Consider the following 24,798-nt stretch of genomic DNA (forward strand, 5'->3'; position numbering starts at 1 on the left):
GGCTCCATCCCGCTGTATTACTGTCGGTATCTCGGTAATGCTTACCATAGTTCCTGTCCGGGGGCGTTCCGCTGGAAGCCCTCACCCTGTGAAAGGTGGACCGTCATGTCAGATCCCGTCATCGTCAGCGCGGCGCGCACGGCGATCGGCACGGCCTTCAAGGGCTCGCTCGTCAACACCACCGGCGAGGAGCTGGCGGAGGTGGTCCTGCGCGAGACCGTGCGCCGCTCGGGCCTCGACCCGGCCCGCATCGACGACGTCATCTTCGCCGAGTCGATGTACGGCGGCGGCGACCTCGCCCGCTACGCCGCGGTCGTCCTCGGCATGACGAGCGTTCCCGGGCAGGCCGTGAACCGGCACTGTGCCGGCAGCCTCACCGCGATCGGCAACGGCTCCGCCGGCATCGTCAGCGGGATGGAGAAGATCGTCGTCGCCGGCGGCGTCCAGGCGACCTCCACCGGGCCGAAGCTGACCCGCCGCGTCCTCGGCACCGCCGACCAGTTCGAGGACTGGATCCCCGCGACCCACCCGGACTCTCCCGAGGCCCCGAACATGGACATGTCCATCTCGGTGGGCTGGAACACCGCGAAGGAGGCGGGGCTGACCCGGGAGGAGCTCGACGCCTGGGCGTTCCGCTCCCACCAGCGCGCCGTCGCCGCGATCGACGAGGGCCGCTTCGTCGACGAGATCGTGCCGATCAAGGTGCAGGCGCCGGACGGGTCGTTCCGCGAGTTCGCCGTCGACGAGCACCCGCGCCGCTCCAGCACGCTGGAGAAGCTGGCGTCGCTGAAGGTCCTGCACCCGGAGATCCCCGGCTTCAACATCACCGCGGGTAACTCCAGCGGCGTCAACGACGCGGCCGCCGCGGTCACCCTCGTCGGCGCGGACATCGCCGCCGCCGAGGGCCTGCCGACGCTGGCGAAGGTCCGCGCGTGGGCGGCGGCCGGCGTCGAGCCGCGCCGGATGGGCTTCGGCGCCCTGGAGTCGATCTCCAAGGTGCTCGGCCGCGCCGGGCTGACCACCAAGGACGTCGCCCTCTGGGAGATCAACGAGGCGTTCGCCTCGGTGCCGGTGGCCGCGGTCAAGGAGTTCGGCCTCGACGAGGACACCGTCAACATCAGCGGCTCCGGCTGCAGCCTCGGTCACCCGGTGGCCGCCTCCGGTGCCCGCATGATCATCACGCTGCTGCACGACCTGCGCCGCCGCGGCGGTGGCATCGGCGTGGCCGCGATGTGCGCGGGCGGCGGCCAGGGCGGCGCGGTCCTCATCGAGGTCTGAGCCCGGCAGGATGTAGACCGGCGGTGGCCGGCGCCCGGTCAGCGTTCCCGCGGATGCGACGTTCCGCGGAGGCGATCGGGCGCCGGCCAGGACGCGTGCGCCGGTGGCGAGGCGCGTTCGCGACGAGACGAGGAGGCCCGGTGCAGTACACGAAGCTCGGCTCGACGGGACTGGACGTGTCCCGCATCTGTCTGGGCTGCATGAGCTACGGCGAGCCGGGCCGGGGCGCCCACCCGTGGTCGCTGGACGAGGACGCCGCTCGACCGTTCTTCCGCCGGGCGATCGAGGCCGGCGTCAACTTCTTCGACACGGCGAACGTCTACTCGGCCGGCAGCAGCGAGGAGATCACCGGGCGGGCGCTGGCCGAGTACGCCGACCGGGACGAGATCGTGCTGGCCACCAAGGTCCACGGGCCGATGCGGCGCGGCCCGAACGGTCGCGGACTGTCCCGCAAGGCGATCCTGAGCGAGATCGACGCGAGCCTGAAGCGGCTCGGCACCGACTACGTCGACCTCTACCAGATCCACCGCTGGGATCCGCGCACCCCGATCGAGGAGACGCTGGAGGCCCTGCACGACGTGGTGAAGGCCGGCAAGGCCCGCTACATCGGCGCCTCGTCCATGTACGCGTGGCAGTTCGCCAAGGCGCTGTTCGTCGCCGACGCCCACGGCTGGACCCGCTTCGCGGCCATGCAGAACCACTACAATTTGATCTACCGGGAAGAGGAGCGGGAGATGCTCCCGCTGTGCGCCGACCAGGGCGTCGGCGTGATCCCGTGGAGCCCGCTGGCCCGCGGCCGTCTCACCCGCGACTGGGACGCGACGACCGCCCGCACCGAGACCGACGAGTTCGGCCGCAAGCTCTACACCGAGGGCGACCGGGCCATCGTCGACGAGGTGGCGCGCATCGCCGCGGAACGCGGCGTGCCCCGCGCCCAGGTGGCGCTCGCCTGGCTGCTCGGCCGGCCCCAGGTCGCCGCGCCGATCATCGGGGCAACGAAGCTCTCCCACCTGGACGACGCCGTCGCCGCCGTGGAGCTGGACCTCACCGAGGACGAGCGGGCCCAGCTCGAGAAGCCCTACACCCCGCATCCCGTCGCCGGCTTCGCCTGACCGACCAGGCCGGCCGCCGCCGAGCCACTCGGGCGGCGACGGCTCGTGCGTCGGCGGCGGATGTGTGGGAGAGCGCCTCCATGGTTCTTCCACAGGGTTCGGCGTCCGATTTATCCCTGTGGAAGAGCCAGGTGGCGCCGCTCCCACGCACACCGCCTCGCTTACGTGGGGCGCAGCCAGCCGCGGCGGCCGAGGTCGGGGTGGAGCACGTCGTCGCTCCACAGCAGCTGGCCGTTGGTCTTCGCCGGGTCGGCGAGCGCGACCAGGACGGTGGCCTCGGCGAAGTCCTCGGGGCTGGCCCAGTCGGACTCCCCGGCGGCGGCGACCAGGTTGCCGGGGGTGATGACGGGTTCCGACGGCGAGAGCACGTTCACCGCGATCCCGTAGGCCTGCGCCTCGATGGCGACGGCCTGGGTCAGGTGGTGCAGCGCCGCCTTGTTGCCGCCGTAGGCGATCGGGCCGGGCGTGCCGGGCGCGGCGTAGGGCCCCTCGCCGGGGATGAACCCGGCCACCGAGCTGATGTTCACGATCGATCCCCGGCCCAGGTCGATCATGTCGGGGAGCACGAGCTGCATGAGCCGGTAGGAGGCGAACAGCCCGATCTCGAAGTGCATCCGTAGGCCCTTGAGCGGGAAGTTCAGGAACGACGCCCAGCCCGGCATCCGCCCCGGCGCCCCGGACGGTGCCGGCGCCGCAGGGACTCCAGCACCCGTGCCGGCCGGCGCCGGTGGTGCCTGGCCCGATGCTCCCGCTGCCGGCGTACCGTCCGGCCCTGCCGGCGTAGTGCCCGGCCCTGCCGGTGTACCGTTCGGCCCTGCCGGCGTAGCGCCCTCGCGCGGCGCGGCCGGTGAGCTCGGCGCGGCCGGCGTGCCGGGTGCGGCGCTGCCGGATGGGGGGAAGCCGGGCTGCGGCTGCGCGGGCGGGCGGCCCGGGACGGTGAGGGCGGCGTTGTTCACCAGCAGGTCGACGGGGCCGAGGCGGGCACGGGTCACCTCGACGATGCGTTCGACGTCGGCGGGCCGGGACAGGTCGGCGGGGACGGCCAGCGCCCGGCCGCCCTCCTTGACGATCTCCTCGACGACCTCGTGCACGGTGCCGGGCAGGCGCGCGTCCCACTGCGCCTCGGTGCGTGCGACCACGGCGACCGCGGCGCCCTCGCGGGCGAAGGTCAGGGCGATGGCCCGGCCCAGGCCGCGGCTGGCCCCGGTGACGATCGCCGTACGACCGGCGAGCCGACCGGCGCCGGCGCTCACCTCGCCGCCTGGGACGGAAGGCGGGGCTGTTGGCCTCGTCGGGCGTGACGTCGAATGCGGTTCATGTCCGGTGTTCTAGGCGCGCCCGTGCCCGCGCGTCAATCGGTCCGCTCTGCCGCGGGCGTCGGCCCCATCCCGGGGCGGGGGTGTGGCCGGTCTCGGGTCGTGGCTGTGTGGGCGGGCGGCGGGACCGGCGTCGTTACACTCCGGTGATGGCGGCCGGTGAGTTTCCGGGCGTGTCGGCGCAGAGCTGGGTGCCGCTGCTGATCGGTACCGCGCTGCCGGCGCGCCCGTTCGCGTCCGGCGCGGGCCTCGTCGACCTGCTCGCCACCGCGGGCTACGCGGCGGGAGCGACCCGGGTGGGGTTGTCGCGGCTGTGCGCGGACGGCTCGCTCGAACGCCGCCGCGACGGCCGCCAGACCAGCTACCGGCTGGGCCGGCAGATGGCCGAGACGGTCACCTCGGTCGGCGGCCGGGTGGAGAGCTTCGGCCGGTCGGTGGGCTGGGACGGCTCGTGGACGATCGTGCTCGCCTCGGTGCCCGACGAGCTGCGCTCGACCCGGCGGCGGATGAAGAGCGCGCTGGCCTACCTCGGCTTCGGCCGGCTGCGGGAGACGACCTGGGTCGCCGCGCGGGCCTGCGAGGACGAGGTCAAGGATCTGGTCGAGTCGCTCGACCTGGCCGGTCTGGTCGACGTGTTCGTCGGCCGTCCCTCGGCGCTCGCCGACGTCGACGCGATCCTGCACCGCTGCTGGGATCTCGGTTCGCTCACCCAGCGTTACAGTGCGTTCGTCGCCCGCTTCGCTCCGCTGCGCGCCGCCGGCTCCCGCGACGCCCTGACTGCGTCGGAGGCCCTGCTGTGGTGGATGCGGCTCACCCACGACTACCGCGAACTCGTCTACCGGGACCCGGAGCTGCCGCCCGAGTTCCTGCCGGCCGACGCCCGCGCCCTGCGTGAACAGGTCGTCGAGACCTACGCGACCGCCCACGGCGGCCTCGACGGGCACGCGACCGCACAGGTCCGCCAGGTGCTCGGCATCGACAGATAACAACCGATGGCCGCAGCGGACCGGTTCTGTTAGCTTCCCTGTCGACGGACGGCCGCCGCCGAGTGGCCGCCGGGCGCGCGCCGCGGAAGGATGCGTATGAAGATCGACGGGGCCCTGGGCACGCTGGAGCAGGCGACGCGCAACGCCCTCGCGGCGCAGGAGGCCGGCTACGACGGTGTGTGGGCGTCCGAGGTCAACCAGGATCCGTTCCTGCCGCTGACGCTCGCCGCCGACGCCACGTCGACGATCGAGCTGGGCACGTCCATCGCGGTGGCGCTCTCCCGCTCGCCGATGTCGCTGGCCTACACCGCGCACGACCTGCAGCGATTCTCCGGCGGCCGGTTCGTGCTGGGACTGGGGTCCCAGGTCAAGGCGCACATCACCCGGCGGTTCTCGATGCCGTGGGGCCGCCCTGGACCGCAGATGCGCGAGTTCATCCTGGCGATGCGGGCCGCGTGGTCGAGCTGGGCGGATGGGACGCCGCTGTCGTTCGAGGGCGAGTACTACCGGCACACCCTGATGCCGCCGACGTTCGTCCCGGCGCCGCACGCCTACGGGCCGCCGCGGGTGCTGCTGGCCGGCGTCGGTGACGTGATGACCCGGGTCGCCGGCGAGGTCGCCGACGGTTTCCTCTGCCACGGCTTCACCACCGCGCGCTGGATCCGCGAGCACACCCTGCCGGCACTGGCCGAGGGCCGCCGCCGCGCCGGGCTCGACCTGGCCGGCTTCGACGTCGTCGCCGGCGCCTTCCTCGCCACCGGAACCGAACAGGAGATCGTCGAGGGCCTGGCGACGATCCGCGGGCAGATCTCCTTCTACGGCTCGACGCCCGCCTACCGCCCGGTGCTGGACCTGCACGGCTGGGGTGACCTCGGGGCCGAGCTGACGGTGTTGTCGAAGCAGAACCGGTGGGCGGAGATGGCCACGCTGATCGACGACGACGTCGTCGAGGCGTTCGCCGTCGTCGCCCCACCCGCCGAGGTCCCCGCCCGCTTCGCCGAGCGTTTCGCCGGCCTGGCGACGCGGCTGTCGTTCACGCCGCCGCCGTCGCTCGGCGCCGACGAGGTCCGCGAGATGGTCAGTGCCATCCGCGCCGTCCCCGCCCTCGGCGCCGATCCGGCGACCAGCGGCGCGGCGCTGTGAGCGCGCCTGGCGGCGCGGTGGACGGCGCGGTGGACGGCGCGGTGGACGGCGAGGCCGGGGCGGACCTGGTGCAGCGGGAGGTCGTCGAGGACGGCGTGCAGCTACTGCGGCTCAACCGGCCGGCCTGGCTCAACGCCATCACCCCGGCGCTCGTCGATGCGCTGCACCGCCGCCTCGACGAGGTCGACGCGGACCGATCCTGCCGGGCGGTGATCCTGACCGGCGCGGGCCGCGGCTTCTGCGCCGGCGCCGATCTGCGCGGCGGGGATCCGGACATCCCGGAGCCGTTCGAGCCGCGGCCCGGCCCCGTCGGCACCTTCCAGATCCAGGAGCAGTACTCGCGGACGACGAGCCGGCTGCGGGCGCTGTCCAAGCCGGTGATCGCGGCGGTCAACGGGCCGGCGACCGGCGGCGGCCTGGCGTTCACGCTCGGCTGCGACGTTCGCCTCGCCGCCGCGTCGGCGCGCTTCTCCGCGGCGTTCGCCCGGGTCGGGCTGTCCGGCTGCGACATGGGCACCGGCTGGCTGCTCAACCGGGTCGTCGGCGTCGGGCGGGCGCACGAGCTGCTGCTCACCGGCCGGATCATCGACGCCGAGGAGGCGCTGCGCATCGGCCTCGTCGTCGACGTCGTGCCCGACGACGCGCTGCTGGAGCGCGCGCTGGAGACCGCGCGGCTCATCCGTGCCAACTCGCCGTTCGGCGTCTACATGACCAAGCAGGTGATGTGGTCGACGCTGGAGATCCCCGGCCTGGACGCGGCGATCAACCTGGAGAACCGCACCCAGGTCCTCGCCTCCACCACCGCGGACAACCCGGAGGCGGTGGCCGCCTTCCTCGAACGACGCGAGCCCCGCTGGACCGACTCCTGACCCTCCGTCGCGCGTCGCCGCAGCCCGCGCGACCGGCACCGGCGAGGAGCTGGTCGATCACCTCGATCGCCGTGGAGCACCACCAGAAGACCAGGTCGAGGCCGTCGACGCGGCATCCCAGCTCGCGGTGGCGGCGGGCGTTGCGGCGGGTGACGTCAAGGGCGATCCGGGCGACGTCGTCGGCGTCCGCGGCGGGCAGCACCGCGCCGAGCAGGTCCTGGCGCTGCGCCAGCAGGTGCAGCAGCGCCACGACCGCCTGCCTGCGCTCGGCGTCGCGGCGCGCGCGAAGGTAGGCGTCGGCGGCTCGCCGCAGCGGGGCGGCGCTGCCCGCGCGAAGAATGGACACGGGACAACTGTTGTCCGTCGGCGGTCTCGCGGCGAGATGCGGCGACATCCTCGGACAAGGCCGGACACCGCCGCGCGGGGGCGTCATGTCCGGAAGGCGCGAGAGACGGGGCTCGTGCCTTTGGCGTCGCACGTGTGTTGGCGGTGCCCTGGCGGCGGGGGAATGGGGTGTGGTGTCAGTGCCGGCGGCGGGTCGTCATGCGTTCAGCAGTGCCTCGTCCGCGGTGGAGAAGTAATTCGCGACGTAGGGACGGACGGGCTCGGCGGTGAGGCGGTTGTCCTCGACGGCCGGGTCGATCGGGCCGACGAGGGTGTCGCTCGCCTCGTCGTGGCGGAAGGTCCGGTAACCGTGGCGGTCGAGCGCGTCGAAGACCTCCGACGGAGTGCCGCCCTCCCCGACGAGCGGGTCCTCGCTGATCTCGAAGCAGACGACGCCGATGCGACGCTGCGCCAGCAGCCCGGCAGCGCCGGCGAAGACCTGGCGCTCGAAGCCCTCGACGTCGACCTTGCACAGCGCCACCCGCTCGATCCCCTCCCGCTCGGCGAACCCGTCGAGGGTCACGGCCGGGACCTCGACGACCTCACTCGGCCGGATCGCCGTGCCGTCGTAGGTGAACATCGGGTGGCTGCCGAGCGAGTTCCACCCGGACGCGGGGTCGGGGAACACGTTCATCGTCGCCGTGCCCGGGGTGTCGGTGACGGCGGCGCGCACGACCGTGACGTCCGCGGAGCGGTTGAGCGCGAGGGTCTGGACGAGCCGGTCGGCGGTCGCGGGCACCGCCTCGAAGGCGTACACCCGGCCGCTCGCGTCGGTGCGCCGCCGGGCGTGCACGCTGTAGACGCCGATGTTGGCGCCCACGTCGAACACCACGTCGCCGGCGCTGAGCAGCCGGTCCATCAGGGCGAACGCCGGCCGGTCCCCCGGGCGGCGCATGAGCGAGCGCAGGTGGGCCCGTTCGTCGGCGGGGACCAGCAGGGTGATGCCGTACTCGTCCTCGACGACGACCGCCCCGCGGCGGGCCGCGTCCAGCGAGACCCGGGCCTGCCACAGTGCGTCCTTCGCCGCGACGACCCCGCCCCGCAGCCGCTTGTTCTGCCGCAGCGTGGCCTTGGCCCTCCCGGCAATGCGGTTCGCCAGCTCCGGTCCCGACACTGTCCACCCCCGTAAATCGGCGCCGTCCACGCGAATCGTGCCGTCCACGTGAATCGCTGCCGTCCACGTGAATCGGCGCCACCCACGCGGATCGGTGAAAGCCCGTCGCGGCCACGTGGACGGGCGACGGAATCAATGACACGGGCAGACTAGGGCGAACGGATCGATACGTCCCGTGTTATCGAGACTGTGATTCAGATCACAGTCATTCCGGAGGGCCCATTCCGGTGAATCGTCCGGCTTGCTGTTTTGCAAAATTCGACCGTTGCGAGAGAGAACGGAAATGCCCCGGCGTCGGCGATGGGCCCGGCCCCGGGGGAGCGCCGTGGTCAGCGGAGGAGCGCCGTGGTCAGCGGGGGAGCCGTGGTCAGCGGGGGAGTCCGGCGGCGGCGAGGACGTGCTCGGCGTAGCTGTCGACGGCGCGCTCGGCGCCGTCGGTGTCGTCGAGGTGGAACGTCGCCGTGAAATGGCTGGCGCCGAGGTCGGCGAGCTCGACGAGGTGGTCGAGGTGCGCGCTGGGGTCGAGCTCGCCGTGGCCGGCGGCGGCGCTCTCGCTCGTGGTCGCCCACAGGCCGACCTCGGCCGGGTCCCGCCCGGCGACGACCGTGTCGGCGCGCAGCGTGCGCGCGGCCCGGCGCAGGTCGTCGACGGTCGGGATCGACACCGACCGGATCGTGCGGGCGCCGAGCTCGTCGATGGACAGCGGGGCCCACCCCTGCCCCCAGGCGGCCGCCCGGCGCCGGGCGCGGGCGCTGTTGCCGGCGATCCACAGCGGCGGGTGCGGCAACTGCACGGGGGCGGGGGCGAGCACCTGGTCGAGACCGTCGAAGTGCCGGCCCCGCGCCGAGACGCTGCTCGCCGTCCACGCCCCGCGCAGCACGGCAAGCGCCTCGTCGAACAGCTCGTTGCGTTCGTCGAAGTCCGCGCCGAGGGCCAGGAACTCCGAGCGCAGGTAGCCGACGGCGACCCCGAGGTCGAGCCGGCCGTCGGACAGGGCGTCGGTGGTGGCCACCGACTTGGCCAGCGCGAACGGGTTGCGGTGCGGGACGACGACGGCGAACGTCATCAGCCGCACCCGTTCGGTGACGGCGGCCAGGTAGGCCATCAGCCCGAACGGCTCGTAGGCGTCGTGGCCGCCGGCCTCGTACCACTTGCGGGAGGGGGCGAGGTGATCGTTGACGGCGATGGCGTCGTAGCCCGCCTCCTCGATGCGCCGCGCGATCCGCGCGAGCCGGCGGGCCGAGAAGGCCCCGGGCCGGCATCCCGCGTCGAGCACTAACTCCGCGACGTACTTCATGACGCTGACCTCCGCTGGCGGTCGCCGGTCACCCGCCCGGCGCGGGGGGCTGCGGCGCGGCCCGTCGCCGACCCCGCGCCGCGGCGCCGCCGTGCACCTGTCGGATGCCGAGCCCCGGACGTTCGACGTGTTGACGTCACCGAGCCTTCCCGGCCCGCCGAATATGGTCAAGGTCAGACCGTTCTGCGCGCCGGTCGCCGGTCGTGGGCGGCTCGTGAATGGGCCGCGGAGACCGGCACGAAACGTCCGCTGCGCGCCGTTGCTCGCCAGGCGTTCGCCGCGCGGGGTGCAGGGGATTCGGCGAGTGGGTATGCCGCTGACGTGTATCGGGTCGTGCGCAGAGCGTGGTCGCGGGTGGGGGCCGTGATCGTGGTGCTCGTCGCCCTCATCGCCTTTGTCGGGCACGGCGGGCGCTCCAGCGTGCCGCCGGCCAGGGGCGCGCCGCCGGCCAGGGGTCAGCCGCCGGCCGCCGCGGGGGCGCTGTCCGTGGTGCCGGACGTCGTGGCCGAGGTGGAGCCCTCCGTGGTCACCATCCTCGTGGGCGACGGGCTCGGCAGCGGGATCGTCTACCGCTCCGACGGCGTCATCGTCACCAACCAGCACGTCGTGGCCTCGGCCGCCGGCGGGGCGGTCGAGGTCGCCTTCGCGGACGGGCGGCGCGTGCCGGGCAAGGTGCAGGCCGCCGACGCCGTCAGCGACCTCGCCGTGGTGAAGGTCGAGCGCACCGGGCTGCCGGCGGCGAGGTTCCGCGAGCAGCAGCCCCGGCTCGGTGAGCTCGCGATCGCCATCGGCAGCCCCCTCGGCCTGGAGAACAGCGTCACCGCCGGGATCATCTCGGGCCTCAACCGCACTCTCCCCGGCGTCGACGGCCAGGGCGGCCCAGGCGGCCCAGGGGGCCAGGGCGGCGGGGACGGCGGTCAGGGTGGCCAGGGCGGTCAGGGTGGCCAGGGCGGTCAGGGCGGGGACGGCGGGCAGGGCGGGTCCGGCGGGGGCGGGCAGGCCGCGGCGGCCGGCCCGCGGGTCGACCTCATCCAGACCGACGCGGCGATCTCGCCGGGGAACTCCGGCGGTCCGCTGCTGGACGCCGAGGGCCGGGTCGTCGGCGTCACCGAGGCGTACGTGCCGCCGCAGAGCGGCGCGGTCTCGCTCGGGTTCGCGATCCCGTCGGCGACCGTCGTCGACGCCGTCGACCAGCTCCTGCGCACCGGTTCCGTGCGGCACGCGTTCATCGGGATCCAGTCCGTCACCCTCACCCCGCAGATCGCCGACCAGCTCGGCCTGACCGTCCACAGCGGTGCGCTGGTGATCGGAGTGGTCGGCGGCGGTCCCGCGGCACGGGCCGGCATCCAGCCCGGTGACGTCATCCGTTCGTTCGACGGCCGGGCGGTCACCTCCGTCGAGGACTTCTCGGCCGAGCTGCGGACCGTCGATCCGGGACAGACGGTCACCCTGACCGTCAACCGCGACGGCAGGAACGTGAAGCTGAAAGTAACCGTCACCGACCGTCCAACGTGACGTGAGGTGACCGGCGACAACCGCCCGGCCGGAAATCGAGGGCCGGGAAATGCGCCGACGGCCTGCGTGGACGGCCGACGTGTTTACGCATATTTCGACCCGCGGCCATCTTGCCGTTGGGGTGCTCCGCAGACGGCGGGCCTACGTTCAGCGCCATGCCAGTGAGTCCTCCCAACGAAGTGGTCGCTTCCGGCGTTCCGGCGAACATCGCCCAGGACATGACCATCGCGGAGCAGCACGAGTGGCTCCAGACCTTTCTGCGCCGCCGGCCGGTGAGCCGCCGCGGCATGCTCCTCGGCGGCCTGGCGGGCGCGGGCGCCGCGACGCTGGGTACCACCCCGTTCGGCCGGGCCGCCTACGCCGCCACCGCGGCGGACAGTCCCCTGCTGGTCGGCGGCCGGCACACCGCGTTCGGCATCGACCCGGCGCGTCAGCTCCGCCTGGCCGCGCAGTTGACGCGCAACCCCGGCCGAGGCCGGATCCTCGTCGACATCGGCCCGACCCCCCATCTCGGCGGCACGGTGGAGGCCGAGGTCCGGCCGCTGCTGTCCCAGGTGCCGCAGGTCGACGGGTCGATCCTGAGCGTCGAGCAGTTCTACGTGCACGCGGCGTTCGACCGCCTCGCCCCGGGCCGGGAGTACTACTACCGGTTCCGCATTCCCGGCGGCGCGACGACCCCGGTGCAGGCGGTGCGCACCGGGCACGCGAAGGGCCGCCACGGCGGGCCGTTCCGGTTCACGATGATGGGCGACCACGGGTCGAACACCACCCCGCCGGGTGACCCGAAGGGCGTCTTCGACGACGACTACTACAAGCCGGACAACGAGCCGACCGTCGCCCACGCCTCCGCGATCACCGCGGCGATCGCCCGCCAGGACCCGGCGTTCCACCTGCTCGCCGGCGACATCTGCTACGCCGACCCGTCCGGCGCGGGCAAGCCGCCGCAGCGGACCACCACCGGCCAGCCGCCGGCGGGCTTCGACAACTACGACCCGACGGTCTGGGACGTCTACCTGGCCGACATCGAGCTTTCCAGCGCCCGTAGCCCGTGGATGTTCGCCACCGGCAACCACGACATGGAGGCGCTGTACTCGCCGCACGGCTACGGCGGCCACGCCGCCCGCCTGGACCTTCCCGGCGACGGGCCCAAGGGCTGCCCGAGCGTGTACTCGTTCGTTTACGGCAACGTCGCGGTGCTCTCGCTGGACGCCAACGACGTCAGCTTCGAGATCAAGACGAACACCGGCTACTCCGGCGGCGCGCAGACGTCCTGGGTGGAGCGGACGCTCAAGGGCTACCGCGAGGACCCGGACATCGACTTCATCGTCTGCTTCTTCCACCACTGCGCCTACTCGACGACGTCGCAGCACGCCAGCGACGGCGGAGTCCGCGGCGCGTGGGCTGCCCTGTTCGACAAGTACCAGGTCGACCTGGTACTCCAGGGGCACAACCACCTCTACGAGCGCACCGACCCGATCCGCGGCAACGCCCCGACCCGCGAGGCGCCCGACGGCTCGACCATCGAGCCGGCCAAGGACGGCACCATCTACATCACCGCGGGCAGCGCCGGCCGGCCGCGCTACCAGTTCCAGACCGGTGAGGTGGAGAACTACCGCGGCAAGCCGGCCCCGGCGGGATCGAACATCGTGCCGAACAGCTACGTCTGGTCGCCCGACGGCACGAAGACCCCCGAGGCGATCTCCTGGTCGCGGACCCGCTTCGACAACTACGCGTTCGTGTCCGTCGACTCGGCGCCGGGGCAGCCCGGCGGCGCGTCCACGCTGACCGTGTGCGGCGTCGACGAGCACGGCACCGAGTTCGACCGCGTCGTCCTGAAGCGCCCCGTCCCCCGTCACCGCTGACGGCGGTGGCGCACCCGGCCGCCGCCCGGACCGGCCCTCGTCGGTCCGGGCGGCGGACGGCTGCCCGCGGCGTCGCCGGTCCGTCTCCGCGGATCGAGTACCCACGGGTGACGCCCAGTCTCTCTCCGCGCCTGTCGTGCACGCCCACGACCAGGTGGCGCCGACCGCGACGACGTGGTGCGCGCCTTCGGTGCCGATCCGGCGCACCAGCGATCGCTGGCCTCCCTGGCCGATCTACCGGGCTTCGCCCGCTGGATGGCGGCCCTCGCCGTGCCCGAGGCCGGCGTGGTCGTGGTGGCCGAGGACAACGATTTCGTCGGCAGTGGCCCGGCGACCATGCGCGCGCTGTCCCGGCTCGGCCCGGCGGCGAGCATGTTCTGGAACGTCAACGCCGTCACCCGGCTGACGCTGGCACGCGACGGCGACATCCTCGCGGCGGGGGAGCTGGACGAGTACTACCCGGCCGGCCCTGAGGTGGCGGACTACCTGGCTGGCGTCGACCTGACGAGCTGGCGGAACCGGGTCGCCAAGGGCCTGCTCGTCGTCGAACGGTTCACCGGATATGAGCTGCGGCCCGACGATCTGGACCGGCTCTGGACCGACGACCTCGCCCACCGAATGAGCGGCGGGTGACGGCCGCCTTTCGCGACGGGAGTTTGTCGGGAAGATAAAAATCGACGGATTCCCCGGGCCTTTTCACGTAAATGTCTGCTCGCGGGTGACCATGGGAGACACTTGTATCGGTCCGCGCTCGCGGGAGGCGCCGGGCCGAGATGCCGACGGGGGAAGCGTGAGGCATGATGCGCGGGTTCGGCGTTCCCGCCGGCTGGTTGTCGGCGACATTTCTTCGCGTCATCGTGCTGGCCGCGGCGTGCGCCGTCGTCCTGATGGCGGCGCCGGACGGCTCGCGGGCGTCCGCTGCCCTCAGCGTCACCGGTGCGGTGGGCAGCGGCGCCGGTGCGGCAGCCCATCCGGTGGGTCTCGCCGCCGCGGGCCCCGGCGCGTCCACGGCGGCGTCTCGCTGTCCGCCCGGGTCGAGCCTCGTCCGCTCGACCGGCAGGTGCAGCGCGGCACCGACCGTGGCCTGCGCGGGCGGCTCGCGGACCGCGGGCGGGTGCACGGCCGCGGCGACGCCGTCCTGCCCGACCGGCTGGACCTCGACTGCCGGCCGGTGCTCGACCGCCGCCGAGTTCACCTGCCCGTCGGGCGCGACGCGGCGTGCCGGCGGGTGCGAGACGCCAGCCGAGCGGACCTGTCCGCGGGGCTGGGACCGATCCGGGGACAGCTGCTTCGTGGCGGCCACGGCGACCTGCCCCGAGGGCTGGAACCGGCGCGGAGACGGCACCGGAGAATGCACGCACGACCCGACGTGGACGTGTCCCACCGGCGCGAGTAGGGACGGCACGACCTGCACCCGCGAGCCGGACTACACCTGCCGCGACGGCGACACCCGGTCCGGCGCGACCTGCGTGCGCTCCCAGACGACCTGCCCACCCTCGCCGCCGCAGGCGAACGCGCGCCCGAGTACCGCTGGGCCGGTCGGTCTCACGCTCGCGCAGGACGGAGGGACGCGCGACGGCGTCGGGACGCGCGACGGTGGGGGGACGTCCGACGGAAGTTGCGTCGTCGCGCCGACCTATGCGCCGACCTATGCGGCGACGGCCGCCTGTCCGGGGACGGGTGCCGCGCCCACCTCGGCGGGCTGCGTGACCAGGGCGACGGCGAGCTGCCCGGACGGCGTGCGCCCCGACTCCTCGGACCGCTGCGTGACCCCGCCGACGCTGGGCTGCCCGGACGGCTACGACCGGGCCGACATCGACGACCTCGACCGGTGCGTCGTCCCGGTGCAGGTCCGCTGCGCCGGCCGGGACGCGCCGGCCGGCACCACGTCCTGCGTCGCCGGCGACGCGACCCCGTCCTGCCCGCGGGGGACCGTCGAGCCGCCGGATCGCTGCGCCGTGTCGCCGTCGTGGTCCTGCCCCGATGGCAGCCTCTCCAGGTCAGGGGGCCGCTGTCCGGCCGGGCGGACGGCGCGCTGCCCCGCCGGGACCGCGCTGGACGGCGAGCTGTGCACCGGGTCGGCCTGCCCCGAGCGCACGGCCTGGACGATCGGCGGCGTCTGCGTGGAAACGGTGTCCACCTGCCCCACCGGCACCATCCGGACCGCGGCGGGGCTCTGCGAGCCGGTGAGGGCGGGGTGCCCCGCCGGCCTCGTCCGCACGGCTTCCGGGGCGTGCGCGCGGGTTCCGGCCCGCTGCCCGGACGGGACGAGTCGAGGGCAGGACGGTCTGTGCGCCGTGCCCAGCCCACGACCGGTGCAGGACGTCCCGCCCGCCGTCGTCTCGGTGCAGGATCCGCCCACCGACGGCGGCCTCCCCGTGGCAGGGCGGGCGATCCTGGGCGTGGCCGGCGGCGTGGTCGGACTGGCGATCGTGGTGCCCCTGGCGCGACGGCGGCGGTTGACCGGGCGCGCGCAACCGGTCCCGGTCGGCGGCCCACCGGTCCGTCCAGCGCCGGTCGACAGGGTGCCAGCAGCCAGCGGGCCAGCAGCCAGCGGGCCAGCGGCCAGGGCGCCAGCGGCCAGGGCGCCGGTCGACAGGGCGCCTGTTGGCAGGGCGCCGGTCGGTAGGGCGCCGGGCCCGTCGGCACGCCCCGCAGCGGCGCAGCCGCCCCCGCGACGGTCGCCACCGATCAGGCCGTCGCCTCCACCCAGCCGGCTTCCCCCTTATCCCGCGGTGCGCCTAGTAGGACTTTGTTAGGTCTTTGATCGTCTGGTTTGGCTGTTGGGATCTTCGCCTGGTTCGCTGCCTGCTGTGACGCCGGAGGAGATGGAGCAGGTGCGTCCGGTCGTGGAGGAGTTCGCGGCCCGGATGTTCGCGGACCTGCCGCGTAAGGACCAGCGGGCCAAGGGCGAGGCGTATCTGCGTGGGCTGATGCTGGACGGGAAGCGCAAGAGCCTGGTCCCGATGGCCGAGCGCCTCGGGGTGGATCATCAGGGGTTGCAGCAGTTCCTGCGGAACTCGACCTGGGAGCATGGTGAGGTCCGTGCCCGGCTGGCGGGCTGGGCGGTGGACTTCGTGGCCCCGCAGGCGCTGGTCGTCGACGACACCGGTTTCCCGAAGGACGGGCCCGCCTCGCCCGGAGTGGCCCGGATGTACTCCGGGACGTTGGGCAAGGTCGGGAACTGCCAGATCGGGGTGTCCGTGCACGCGGTCACCGACTGGGCGTCGGCGGCGCTGGACTGGCGACTGTTCCTGCCGGCCAGCTGGGACGACACATGCTGCGATGATCCGACCGAGGCCGCGGCGGTCCGCGCTCGCCGGACCCGGGCCGGGATCCCCGCCGACGTCCGGCACCGAGAGAAGTGGCGCCTGGCGTTGGACATGCTCGACGAGTTGGCCGGCTGGGGCGTGCCCGCCCGGCCGGTCGTCGCTGATGCCGGGTACGGCGACGCCGCGCAGTTCCGCCAAGCCCTGACCGACCGGCACCTGGTCTACGTGCTCGGGGTGACCCCCACCGCCACCGCGCACCTGGCCTCGGCCGCACCGGTGACCCCGCCGTACTCCGGGACCGGACGCCGCCCGGTCCCGGCCTACCCGGACCCGCCGTCCACCCTGAAGGACCTCGCCCTGGCCGCCGGCCGGGCCGCGCTGCGCACCGTGACCTGGCGGCACGGCACCCACCACAGCGCGAACAACCCGACCGCGGCGATGCGGTCGCGGTTCCTGGCCCTGCGGGTCCGCCCCGCCGGCCGGTCGGTCACCCGCGCCGACGACCGCAGCCTGCCCGAATGCTGGCTGCTGGCCGAATGGCCCCCCGGCAAGACCGAACCCACCGACTACTGGCTCTCGACCCTGCCCGCCGACATCCCCCTGCGCCAACTGGTACGCCTCGCGAAGATCCGCTGGCGGATCGAACACGACTACCGCGAACTCAAGGACGGCCTCGGCCTCGACCACCACGAAGGACGTTCCTTCCTCGGCTGGCACCGCCACGTCACCCTCGTCTCCGTCGCCCAAGCCCTGTGCACCCAGCTACGCCGCACCCCAAAAGCCCCTGCGCCGGCCTGACCCTCTACGGAGTCCTCCGTAGCCTCCAGACCCTGCTCAACGTCTGGACCGGCGCCTGCCGCACCTGCCACCGCCCCTACGACCCGTCACAGGGCAAATCGCCACAACTCCTCGGAGTCACCTAACAAAGTCCTACTAGTGGTGCGTCGGACCGACGGTCAGCCGGCACCGAGCCGCGGCGGAGGCCCGCCGGTACGGGTGCGGACGCGCGCCCTGACGCCGGCCGCGGCCGGTGGAACGTCGCCAGATCCGTGGGTGCGGCCGGCGGCGGCGCCGCCGGCCGCGGTGCGCAGGGTCCTCCCCGCGGCGCCGCCTGCGCCGGTGCGGCTGGTGATTGGCGGCTCCCGCGACCCGGTGCGGGCCCGCCCGCCCGCCGCGACCGGGGACGCGGCGGCGGCATCGCCCCGCCTGCGCTGGTCCGTCGCGGGTACACCCCGTGTCGTCGTCGTGGGCGCGGACGAGGGCGTCCCGGGCGGCCCCGCCGTCTGCCTGCGAACCCATGACCTCACCCCCGTCCGCTCCATGCGATGCCGGACCCGCGAAGGAGAGCGGCCATGAACGCGAGCCCCGGGGATCCGGACACGACCCAGCCACTGCCCGTCATCCGCGGCCCCGCGGACGCGGTTCCGGCGCCACCCGCACCCCGCCGGACGCCGCCCACCGACGAGAGCCCCGGCGCGCGCCCAGCAGGCGCCGATCAACCGGCCGCCCAGCCGGACGGCCGGCGCTCACCGGCGGATCGGGGTGAGCCGGCGGATCGGAGGGTGCCGGCGGAGCAGGGTGAACCGCCGGAACGGGATGGTGCCGCCGGGCGCGACCAGCCGGCCGGGCGCCCGGCCGACCAGGCCGCCGAGCCGGGTCAAGCGGACCAGCGGTCCGACGACCAGGCCGCCCAGCCGGAGCCGCCGGCCACGCCCGACGGGGAGCCCGCGCCGTTCGATCTGCTCCAGGCGGGCGGCATGCTGTTCGCGGCCGGCCAGAGCGTTGCGAGGTTGGGGCGTCAGTTGGCGACCGAGCTGAGCGAGGTCACCGATTCCCTTCGAGCGGCGCAGATCCCGCCGGGCGTGATCCTTCGCGTCGCCGGCGAGCTCGCCGCCGAGATCCTCCGGTTCCTGCGCATAGACCTGGTCGGCATGATCATCGATGCGTGGGCGGAGTGGCCGGTGGTCCGGGAGGCGGCCCGCCGCTCCGCCGCGTCCCCGCAGGCGACCGAGACGCTCCTCCTGGGCTCCCACACCTCGACCGTGGAGTACGGCCGTGAGGCCGACATCCTCGCCGGCGAGCTGCTGCTGTCGAGGACGAGGATCCGGCTGATCGTCGAGTTCGCGCTGGCGGAGGTGAGCATCGCCCTGCGCGCGGGCCGGTTGACGAGGGCGCACCCCGGGTCCGGTCAGGTCAGCCTCACGCTGCTCGTCGCCGAGCGCACGATCCGGCAGGTCCGACGCGACCTTCCGCTGCCCGCGTCGATCCCGCTGGGCAACGGGATAGCGATCCCCGGCCTCTCCCGGACCACCGAGACTGACGCCGACCGCGGTGACACCGTCGCGGCACGCGACGGCGCGGCACGCGGCGACGCGGACCCGGATCGCTCGGCGCCCGCGGGAGGTCAGTGAGTTCCTGATCCGCGGCGTCCGGGCGCGGCGTTGCAGGGGTGGAGCATCCGCAAGCTCCCGTTTCAGCCGCCCAGCTTGATCGCACGGTGTACGTCGCCGGCGTAAGCCTCGGGCTGCTCCCAGGCCGCGAAGTGGCCGCCGGCAGGGTGTTCCACATAATCGCAAACGTTCAGGAACGCCTCGGCGTAGCTTCGCGGCTCCGGTTTGATGTCGCGCGGGAACAGGGAGAAGACGGTCGGCGTGTCGATCCGGTCGGGGAGGGTGACCGGTTCGACATAGGTGGTGAAAGAGGTGCCGATCGTGTCGGTGACCCAGTAGGCGGTGACCCAGGTGAGAAGCTCGTCCGGGGTGAAGGCCGACTCGTCGGACCAGGACTCCAGCTTCTCGATGATCCACGCCGCGAGGCCGGCGGGTGAGTCGCCGAGGGCGACGGCGAGCGTGTTCGGCCGCGTCGACTGCTGCGCGATGTACCCGCCGTCGGTCCGGAACCACTGCGCCGAGCGGCGCAGGTAGGCCGCCGCGTCGGGCGCGAGCGTCGCCGGGTTCGCCGTGAGCGCACGCTGCGGGGCAATGTTCGTGAGGTGCAGGGCAGCCACCCGGTCCGGGTGTTCGGCCGCGAGGATTTCGGCGACGGTGCCACCCACGTCGCCGCCGGACACCGTGTACCGCGAGTAACCGAGTTCATCCAGAGCATCCGCGACGATCCCAGCGATCCGGTTGGCCGACATGCCGGGAACGGTGAGCGGGGCCGCGAACGGGAAGCCCGGCAGCGCGGGCACCACCACGTGCAGGTCCGTGAGCAAGGGCAGGACGCGCTCGAACCGCAACACCGAGTCCGGCCAGCCATGCAGCAGCACGACAACCGGGGCGCCGGGATCCGCGGACCGCTGGTGGATCACACGCAGGTCGGTGTCGCTCGCCTGCACCGTCGCCCAGGGGAACTCGCCGATGCGGCGCTCGTACACGCGCCAGTCGTACCCGTTCGCCCAGCGTTCGAGCAGTTCGTCGAGGTGGGCGCCGCTGATGCCGCGCGTCCCGTCGTCACTCCACGGGGTCGTGACGCGCCGCGTCCGCTGGAGTCGTTCCCGCATCTCGTCGTTCATGTGTATCAGCGTACACATGGTGTGTATGCTCGTACACATGACCTTGCGCAACGCGGCCGCCACCAGGCAGCGGATCCTGGAACACGCGCAACGCCAGTTCGCCCAGCACGGGTACGCGGCGATCACGGTCAAAAGTGTGGCCGACGCGGCCGGCGTGTCGCCCAACCTCATCACGCGCTATTTCGGCGGCAAGGACGGCCTTTTCCTGGCGGCGACCCGGGTGGAAATCCCGGTCTCGCACTCCCTCGACGGCGACCGTTCCGTGCTGGGTTCGCGCCTCGCGGCGAGCATCGTCCAGCGCTGGTTCGGTGCACCCGGGGAGGATCCGCTGCTCGTGCTGCAACGCGCGTCCGGTGAACGCCCGGAGGCGGCGGAGGCGCTGGCCGCCTTCCTCGACACGAACTCGCTGGAGCCGCTGCACCGCTACCTGCGCGACAGCGGCCTGGACGACGCGGACGCCCGCAGCCGAGCCGAGGCGATCGACGCCTTCGTGCTGGGCGTCTCGACCCGCCGCCGGGTCCTGCGTTCCGAGCTCGGCGACCCCGTTGCTCTCCAGGCCTGGCTGGGCGCCACCATCCAACGCCTCGCCGACGGGTGATGCACGACAGTGCCGTACCGCGGCGGAGGGTCGGCCGCGGTACGGCACTGCGAGCGAACAGGGCCCCGCCGCCGGGTGGGGCGGGGCCCTGTTCCGGCCGTCCGGCGATGGCCGGGACGGCCGCGGCGCGCCGGGCTAGGAGGTGTAGATCAGGATGCTGAGGACCCAGCCGACAATCGTGGCCGCGATGGCGACGAAGGTCGCGATCCGGCCCCGCCGGCTGCCCTTGCCCCAGGCCACGGCGCCGCAGGCGATGGCGGCGAAGCCGACGAACGGCACGAACAGCGCCACCGCCGAGAAAACGAAGGCGAGAATCCACAGCGCCCGCGTCCCGGACGATTCCGGGCGCGGCCCGGCCGGCTGCGGCTGGCGGCCGTACTGCATCTGCGCCTGGCCATTGTCCGGGTACGGAAAATAGCCGGTCTGGTCACTTTCCCGGGTGCCATAACCGCCGTACTGCGGCGAGTTCTGGGGCGCGTACGGCTCGCGGTAGGGCTGGCCGTAGGGGCGGTCGGAAGGCGGATTGACGGGAAGCTGCTCGGTACCGGCATCGTGCACCGTGTTGGGCCTCGTCATGGGAACTCCTCCTCTCCTTCGGTCGTCGGCCGGTACTGTCGTGACCTTGCTGTACCCCGCAATCCCGTTCCCTCACACGAAGATTCCCGAGAAATATCCTCGATTCGACTGGTGCTCGATCGTGCGGTCATCCGTCGGGCAGCAGGCGCAGGGCGAGGCGGGGGCAGGCGTCGACGGCCCGGCGGGCGTGGCCGGCGAGCGGCGCGGGGATCGTGACCTCCCGGGTGGCCTGGGCGCCGGGAGCGCGGGCCAGGGGGTAGCCGTCGGGATCGCGGGTGAGCAGTTCCGGGAGCAGCTCGGCGCACCAGCCGCGGGCGTCGCAGGCCGTCCAGTCGATCCACAGTCGGGCCGGGCCGACCGCGGGTCCGCCGCCGCCCGCCGCGTTGTCCGGGTGGCCGTTCGGAGCGCCGGTCGGGGTGGCTCGCCGCCGTTGCGGTATGCCGGGCATGCTGTCTCCTCGTCTGTTTGCGCCGGTCAGCTCGGGTGGGCCGAGCCGAGGCAGTGGCCCTGGGCGTGCGCGCGGATGTCGGCGGCGAACGTGCGCAGCGCGCTGTGCACGAGGCGGGCCACGCCGTCGGGATGGTGGCAGGCGCCGCGGCCCGCGACCAGGGCGGCCAGGCGCAGCGACCGGCTCGCCGCCTGGGCCGGGTTCTCCCCGTCCGGCGCCGTGTCCCGGCCGGCGACCCCGGCCACGCCGGCGACCGCCCGGGCGAGCTGCGGCAGCCCGCTGACGCACGGGCCGCACTGGCCGGCGTTCTGCGCGGCCAGGTAGGCGACGATGCGGGCGGTCTCGGCCAGCCCGCAGGCGCGGGCGGGCAGCACGGAGACGATCCCCGGTCCCGGCGTGGCGCCCCAGGACGCCAGCCCCTCCCGCGACATCGGCACCGCGGGCGCCACGCCGCCGGGCAGCCAGGTGCCGGCGAACCCGCCGATCCGCAGGGCGCCGACCGGCTCGACGGCGCCGCCGCGGGACCCGACGAGATCGCCGAGGGGGGTTGCGTACGGCACCTCGACGACTCCCGGCGCGGCGACGGCTCCCGTCACCGTGACCAGGAGTGTGCCGGGCTCGTCGGCGGTCCCGACGGAGCGGAACCAGGCGGCGCCCCAGCGCGCGATCGTCGCCAGGTGGGCGAGAGTCTCGACGTTGTGCACCAGCGTCGGACGCCCGTGCAGGCCGCTGTCGGCCAGCGGTCGCCAGTGCGCGCGGGGTCGGGCCGCGGCCCCGTCGAGCGCGGCGACGACCGCGGACGCCTCCCCGGCGAGGAACGTCGCCGGGGCCTCGCGGACCTCGATCCCGCAGCGGTCCCAGCCGGCGGCCCGTCGCTCGGCCACCGCCTGCCGCACGGTTGCCCCGGCGGCGCTGCCGGCCTTGACGTAGACGTACGCCTCCCCGGCGCCGACCGCCTCGGCGGCGAGCTGCACGCCGTCGAGGACGAGGTGCGGCGCGGCGGCGAGCAGGGTCGCGTCCTTCGCGCTTTCGGGCTCACCTTCGGCGGCGTTGGCGATGACGACGGGCGTGCCGCCCGGCCGTGGCCGTCCGGTGCCCCCGCCCCCGCCCGTGCCCGCCCGGCGCCGTCCGGGGCGGTCCGCGCCGGGCGGCCACGCGGCCTGCGCGGCGGCGGCCAGCTTCTGCCAGGTCGGGAAGGCCGCGCCGCCCCGTCCGGTCAATCCCGCGTCGTGGATCTCGCGCAGGAGGCGTCCGCCGGGGCCGCGCCAGGGCAGCGGCCCGCACCGGCGGTGGTGGCCGAGCAGGTCGGGGGCGGCCAGCGCCAGCAGCCGCTCGGTGGCGTGCCCACCGACGCCGGCCGTGCCCGGCAGATCCGCGGCGCGGACCGTGCCCGGCAGATCCGCGGCGCGGACCGTGCTCGGCAGGTCGGCGGTGCGGACGGTGCCCGGAAGATCCGTGGCACCGGCCGTGTCCGCCAGGTACCCGGCGCCGGCCCCGCTCGGCGGGTTCGCCATGGCGGTGCCGCCCTCGCTGGGTGCCTCCGCGACGCCACGGACCGGGTGGACGCCGGCCGGCCAGGGCTCACCGGCCGGCCAGGGCTCAACAGTGTGCTCGACGGTCATCGAGGGTCCCATCGGTCGGCGGCCGCCGCGGGGCTGTCCCCAGCGGCGCCGCGCATGGTCTGGTCGGGTGGGGTCGCCACGGCGGCCGCCGCGGGCCGGTCGAGGTGGCCGCCGACGGCGGGGACGGGGCCGTGCGCGGGGACGGTGCGCATGGCCCGCAGAGGGGAGCCATGGAACCCGCCCGGCAGAGGCTCGGTCGGGGCTAACGGCCGGGGCCGGTGGAATGCGGCGAATCCCACCGACAGGCGCCAGCTCAGCGCCCCGGCGACGGCGAGCACGCAGCTTACGGCTACTGCCCACAGCCACGGCGTGCCCGTGTCGCTGCCGGCGCCGAGGCCGTGCGCCACGGCCACCGGCCAGGCGCCGTAGGCGGCCCAGTGCACCGTGCGCCAGATGCGGGCGCCGACGCGCCGGCGCAGCAGGCTGGTCAGCACCACCGCGGCCAGCAGGTCGAGGGCCACCGTTCCCAGGCCGACCCACAGCGGGCGGTACCCCGCTCCGAAGGGGAGGACCACGTCGGGCAGGGCGAGCCGGGCATACGGGTCGAGCAGCAGGGTCACGACGTGGAGGGCGACGAACACGACGGCGAGCAGGCCCGCGCTGCGGTGCACGGCGGCGACCGCGAAGCCCGGCAGGCCCGCCAGCCCCCGGCCCGAGCGGGCCACCACGCCGAGGACGACCGTGAGCGTGAGCAGCAGCAGCGCCACGGCGCCGCTGCCCCGGGCGGTGTACCAGAGCGTGTCGGTGGTCATCGGGCGGCTCCGGCCGTCCGCGGGCCGGGCGTCGCCGATCGCGTCTCCGCCGGGACTCGTTCGGCGGCCGTAGACCCCCCGGACGCGGCCGCCGATCGCGCCGGTCGTCTCGGCTCGGACGCGGCCGCGGGTCGCGCCGGATGTTCCGTCGGGGACGGCCAGCCGGCCACGGTGACCACCGTGCCGTCCGCGTCGACCAGCCGGGCGGCGAGCCCCTCGCGGCGCAGCGAATCGGGCGCCGCCGGGCCGCGCACGATCGCCGCCGTGCTCGCCGTGTTCGCCGCCAGGCAGCTCGCGGCGGCCACGGTGACGGTTCGCCACACCGCCGGCGCCGGCTGGCAGGTCCGCGGGTCCAGCACGTGGTGCAGCAGCCGGTGCCCGCGCCGCCAGCGCCGCCCGAGCGTGCTCGACGTCGCGAGCGCGGTCCCGGGCGGCAGGCCGACCGTGCACGCGGGCTCGCCTGGCTGGTCCAGCACCCGGACCCGCCAGCCGCCCGGCGGGGGCGGCCCCGCGGTAGCGATGTCCCCGCCCAGACTGACCAGGACTCCGGTGCCCAGCCGCGCGGCGACCAGCGCGGCGCAGCGGTCGGCGGTGTGCGCCTTCGCCGTCGCGCCGAGGTCGAGCTGGACGTCCGCGGGCAGGGTCAGCAGCCGCCCGGTCAGGCGGACCCGCTGCCAGCCCGGTGCCGGTCGGCGCACCACCCGCACGGGCGGGCCGCCGGCTGCGAGCTGGGCGATGTCCCGGTCGTAGCCGAGGTCGGCCAGCGGGCCGCCGAGGGTGGGGTCGACGCCCCCGCCGGTCTGGCGGGCGGCGGCCAGCGCCACGCCGATCAGCTCGGCGAGCAGGGGACTGACCTGCTGCGGCGCCCCGCCGGCCGCGTCGAGCCGGACGATCTCCGCGTCGGCGCGGAAGCGGCTGGCCACGGCGTCGACGGCCGCGAGCTGGTCGGCGACGAGCCGCCGGGCGTCGTCGAGGCGGTCCGGGTCGGTCACCACGACCTGCGCGGTGGTGCTCCAGACCGGCCAGGTGGCCGAGGCCGTCTCCCCGGGCCCGATCGGGTGGGCGCCAGGCCCGGTCGGCTCGGTGCCGATCGCGGGCTTCGACGCCGCGGCGCGGTGGGGGCTCGTGGTCGCGGTCATG

22 protein-coding genes are annotated in these 24,798 nt (G+C 74.3%); 12 read left to right on the forward strand and 10 right to left on the reverse strand.

Features of this window, described 5'->3' with window-relative positions; translation table 11 throughout:
* Positions 1–105 precede the first annotated feature (105 nt).
* Entirely contained in the window at positions 106–1,278 is a 1,173-nt protein-coding gene (locus AC5R91_RS01185) for a thiolase family protein (protein WP_495395206.1), read from the forward strand.
* A gap of 140 nt (positions 1,279–1,418) precedes the next feature.
* The gene (locus AC5R91_RS01190; RefSeq protein ID WP_495395207.1) at positions 1,419–2,390 is read left to right on the forward strand and encodes an aldo/keto reductase; all 972 of its coding nucleotides are present in this window, start codon (positions 1,419–1,421) and stop codon (positions 2,388–2,390) included.
* Positions 2,391–2,551: 161 nt separating this feature from the next.
* On the opposite strand, the gene AC5R91_RS01195 is transcribed toward AC5R91_RS01190, so the two are convergent.
* Complete coding sequence (locus AC5R91_RS01195; protein WP_495395208.1) at positions 2,552–3,643, reverse strand: SDR family NAD(P)-dependent oxidoreductase; 1,092 nt, start codon at positions 3,641–3,643, stop codon at positions 2,552–2,554.
* 236 nt (positions 3,644–3,879) lie between these two features.
* On the opposite strand from AC5R91_RS01195, the gene AC5R91_RS01200 reads away from it, so the two are divergent.
* The 3 genes from AC5R91_RS01200 to AC5R91_RS01210 all read left to right on the forward strand — a co-directional run bounded on the left by AC5R91_RS01200 (position 3,880) and on the right by AC5R91_RS01210 (position 6,704).
* Complete coding sequence (locus AC5R91_RS01200) at positions 3,880–4,692, forward strand: PaaX family transcriptional regulator (protein ID WP_495395209.1); 813 nt, start codon at positions 3,880–3,882, stop codon at positions 4,690–4,692.
* Positions 4,693–4,788: 96 nt separating this feature from the next.
* The gene (locus AC5R91_RS01205) at positions 4,789–5,835 is read left to right on the forward strand and encodes an LLM class F420-dependent oxidoreductase (RefSeq protein WP_495395210.1); all 1,047 of its coding nucleotides are present in this window, start codon (positions 4,789–4,791) and stop codon (positions 5,833–5,835) included.
* A complete protein-coding gene (locus tag AC5R91_RS01210) occupies positions 5,832–6,704 on the forward strand; it encodes an enoyl-CoA hydratase/isomerase family protein (protein WP_495395211.1) in 873 nt (290 codons plus the stop codon). The genes AC5R91_RS01205 and AC5R91_RS01210 overlap by 4 nt, the downstream gene beginning before the upstream one ends.
* Positions 6,705–7,245: 541 nt before the next feature.
* On the opposite strand, the gene AC5R91_RS01215 is transcribed toward AC5R91_RS01210, so the two are convergent.
* Complete coding sequence (locus AC5R91_RS01215; RefSeq protein ID WP_495395212.1) at positions 7,246–8,202, reverse strand: FkbM family methyltransferase; 957 nt, start codon at positions 8,200–8,202, stop codon at positions 7,246–7,248.
* Positions 8,203–8,569: 367 nt separating this feature from the next.
* Complete coding sequence (locus AC5R91_RS01220) at positions 8,570–9,499, reverse strand: LLM class F420-dependent oxidoreductase (RefSeq protein ID WP_495395213.1); 930 nt, start codon at positions 9,497–9,499, stop codon at positions 8,570–8,572.
* Positions 9,500–9,853: 354 nt separating this feature from the next.
* On the opposite strand from AC5R91_RS01220, the gene AC5R91_RS01225 reads away from it, so the two are divergent.
* The 4 genes from AC5R91_RS01225 (at position 9,854) to AC5R91_RS01240 (ending at position 14,272) form a co-directional block, all read left to right on the forward strand.
* On the forward strand, positions 9,854–11,014 hold the full coding sequence (locus AC5R91_RS01225; protein WP_495395214.1) for a S1C family serine protease: 1,161 nt from the start codon (positions 9,854–9,856) through the stop codon (positions 11,012–11,014).
* A 155-nt stretch (positions 11,015–11,169) separates the two neighbouring features.
* Positions 11,170–12,876, forward strand: a complete 1,707-nt coding sequence (locus AC5R91_RS01230) for a metallophosphoesterase (protein ID WP_495395215.1) — start codon at positions 11,170–11,172, stop codon at positions 12,874–12,876.
* A gap of 177 nt (positions 12,877–13,053) precedes the next feature.
* Positions 13,054–13,509 carry a DUF6461 domain-containing protein gene (locus AC5R91_RS01235; protein WP_495395216.1) on the forward strand — a complete coding sequence of 152 codons (456 nt, stop codon included), beginning with the start codon at positions 13,054–13,056 and terminating at the stop codon, positions 13,507–13,509.
* A 427-nt stretch (positions 13,510–13,936) separates the two neighbouring features.
* Positions 13,937–14,272 (forward strand): hypothetical protein, encoded by a 336-nt coding sequence (locus AC5R91_RS01240; RefSeq protein ID WP_495395217.1) that lies wholly within the window; start codon positions 13,937–13,939, stop codon positions 14,270–14,272.
* Between the two features lie 402 nt (positions 14,273–14,674).
* On the opposite strand, the gene AC5R91_RS01245 is transcribed toward AC5R91_RS01240, so the two are convergent.
* Positions 14,675–15,238 carry a hypothetical protein gene (locus AC5R91_RS01245; protein ID WP_495395218.1) on the reverse strand — a complete coding sequence of 188 codons (564 nt, stop codon included), beginning with the start codon at positions 15,236–15,238 and terminating at the stop codon, positions 14,675–14,677.
* Positions 15,239–15,689: 451 nt separating this feature from the next.
* Between AC5R91_RS01245 and AC5R91_RS01250 the strand changes: the two genes are divergently transcribed.
* Both AC5R91_RS01250 and AC5R91_RS01255 read left to right on the forward strand, forming a co-directional pair.
* Positions 15,690–16,946 (forward strand): IS701 family transposase, encoded by a 1,257-nt coding sequence (locus AC5R91_RS01250; protein WP_495392234.1) that lies wholly within the window; start codon positions 15,690–15,692, stop codon positions 16,944–16,946.
* A 554-nt stretch (positions 16,947–17,500) separates the two neighbouring features.
* Positions 17,501–18,559 carry a hypothetical protein gene (locus AC5R91_RS01255; RefSeq protein WP_495395220.1) on the forward strand — a complete coding sequence of 353 codons (1,059 nt, stop codon included), beginning with the start codon at positions 17,501–17,503 and terminating at the stop codon, positions 18,557–18,559.
* Between the two features lie 62 nt (positions 18,560–18,621).
* On the opposite strand, the gene AC5R91_RS01260 is transcribed toward AC5R91_RS01255, so the two are convergent.
* A complete protein-coding gene (locus AC5R91_RS01260) occupies positions 18,622–19,680 on the reverse strand; it encodes an epoxide hydrolase family protein (RefSeq protein ID WP_495395221.1) in 1,059 nt (352 codons plus the stop codon).
* A gap of 19 nt (positions 19,681–19,699) precedes the next feature.
* Here AC5R91_RS01260 and AC5R91_RS01265 point away from each other — a divergent pair, with 19 nt between their 5' ends.
* Positions 19,700–20,260: a TetR/AcrR family transcriptional regulator gene (locus AC5R91_RS01265; protein ID WP_495395222.1), complete on the forward strand. Its 561-nt coding sequence runs from the start codon at positions 19,700–19,702 to the stop codon at positions 20,258–20,260.
* Positions 20,261–20,395: 135 nt separating this feature from the next.
* Here AC5R91_RS01265 and AC5R91_RS01270 read toward each other — a convergent pair whose 3' ends face one another.
* From AC5R91_RS01270 to AC5R91_RS01290, 5 genes are all read right to left on the reverse strand, one after another.
* Entirely contained in the window at positions 20,396–20,836 is a 441-nt protein-coding gene (locus tag AC5R91_RS01270) for a DUF4190 domain-containing protein (RefSeq protein ID WP_495395223.1), read from the reverse strand.
* A 127-nt stretch (positions 20,837–20,963) separates the two neighbouring features.
* Complete coding sequence (locus AC5R91_RS01275; protein WP_495395224.1) at positions 20,964–21,284, reverse strand: ferredoxin; 321 nt, start codon at positions 21,282–21,284, stop codon at positions 20,964–20,966.
* A 26-nt stretch (positions 21,285–21,310) separates the two neighbouring features.
* On the reverse strand, positions 21,311–22,906 hold the full coding sequence (locus AC5R91_RS01280; protein WP_495395225.1) for an NADH-ubiquinone oxidoreductase-F iron-sulfur binding region domain-containing protein: 1,596 nt from the start codon (positions 22,904–22,906) through the stop codon (positions 21,311–21,313).
* Entirely contained in the window at positions 22,903–23,658 is a 756-nt protein-coding gene (locus tag AC5R91_RS01285) for a ferric reductase-like transmembrane domain-containing protein (RefSeq protein WP_495395226.1), read from the reverse strand. The genes AC5R91_RS01280 and AC5R91_RS01285 overlap by 4 nt, the downstream gene beginning before the upstream one ends.
* Positions 23,655–24,797 (reverse strand): FAD:protein FMN transferase, encoded by a 1,143-nt coding sequence (locus AC5R91_RS01290; RefSeq protein ID WP_495395227.1) that lies wholly within the window; start codon positions 24,795–24,797, stop codon positions 23,655–23,657. The genes AC5R91_RS01285 and AC5R91_RS01290 overlap by 4 nt, the downstream gene beginning before the upstream one ends.
* Position 24,798: the final 1 nt, after the last annotated feature.

It is taken from the genome of Frankia sp. BMG5.60 (genome assembly GCF_059428125.1).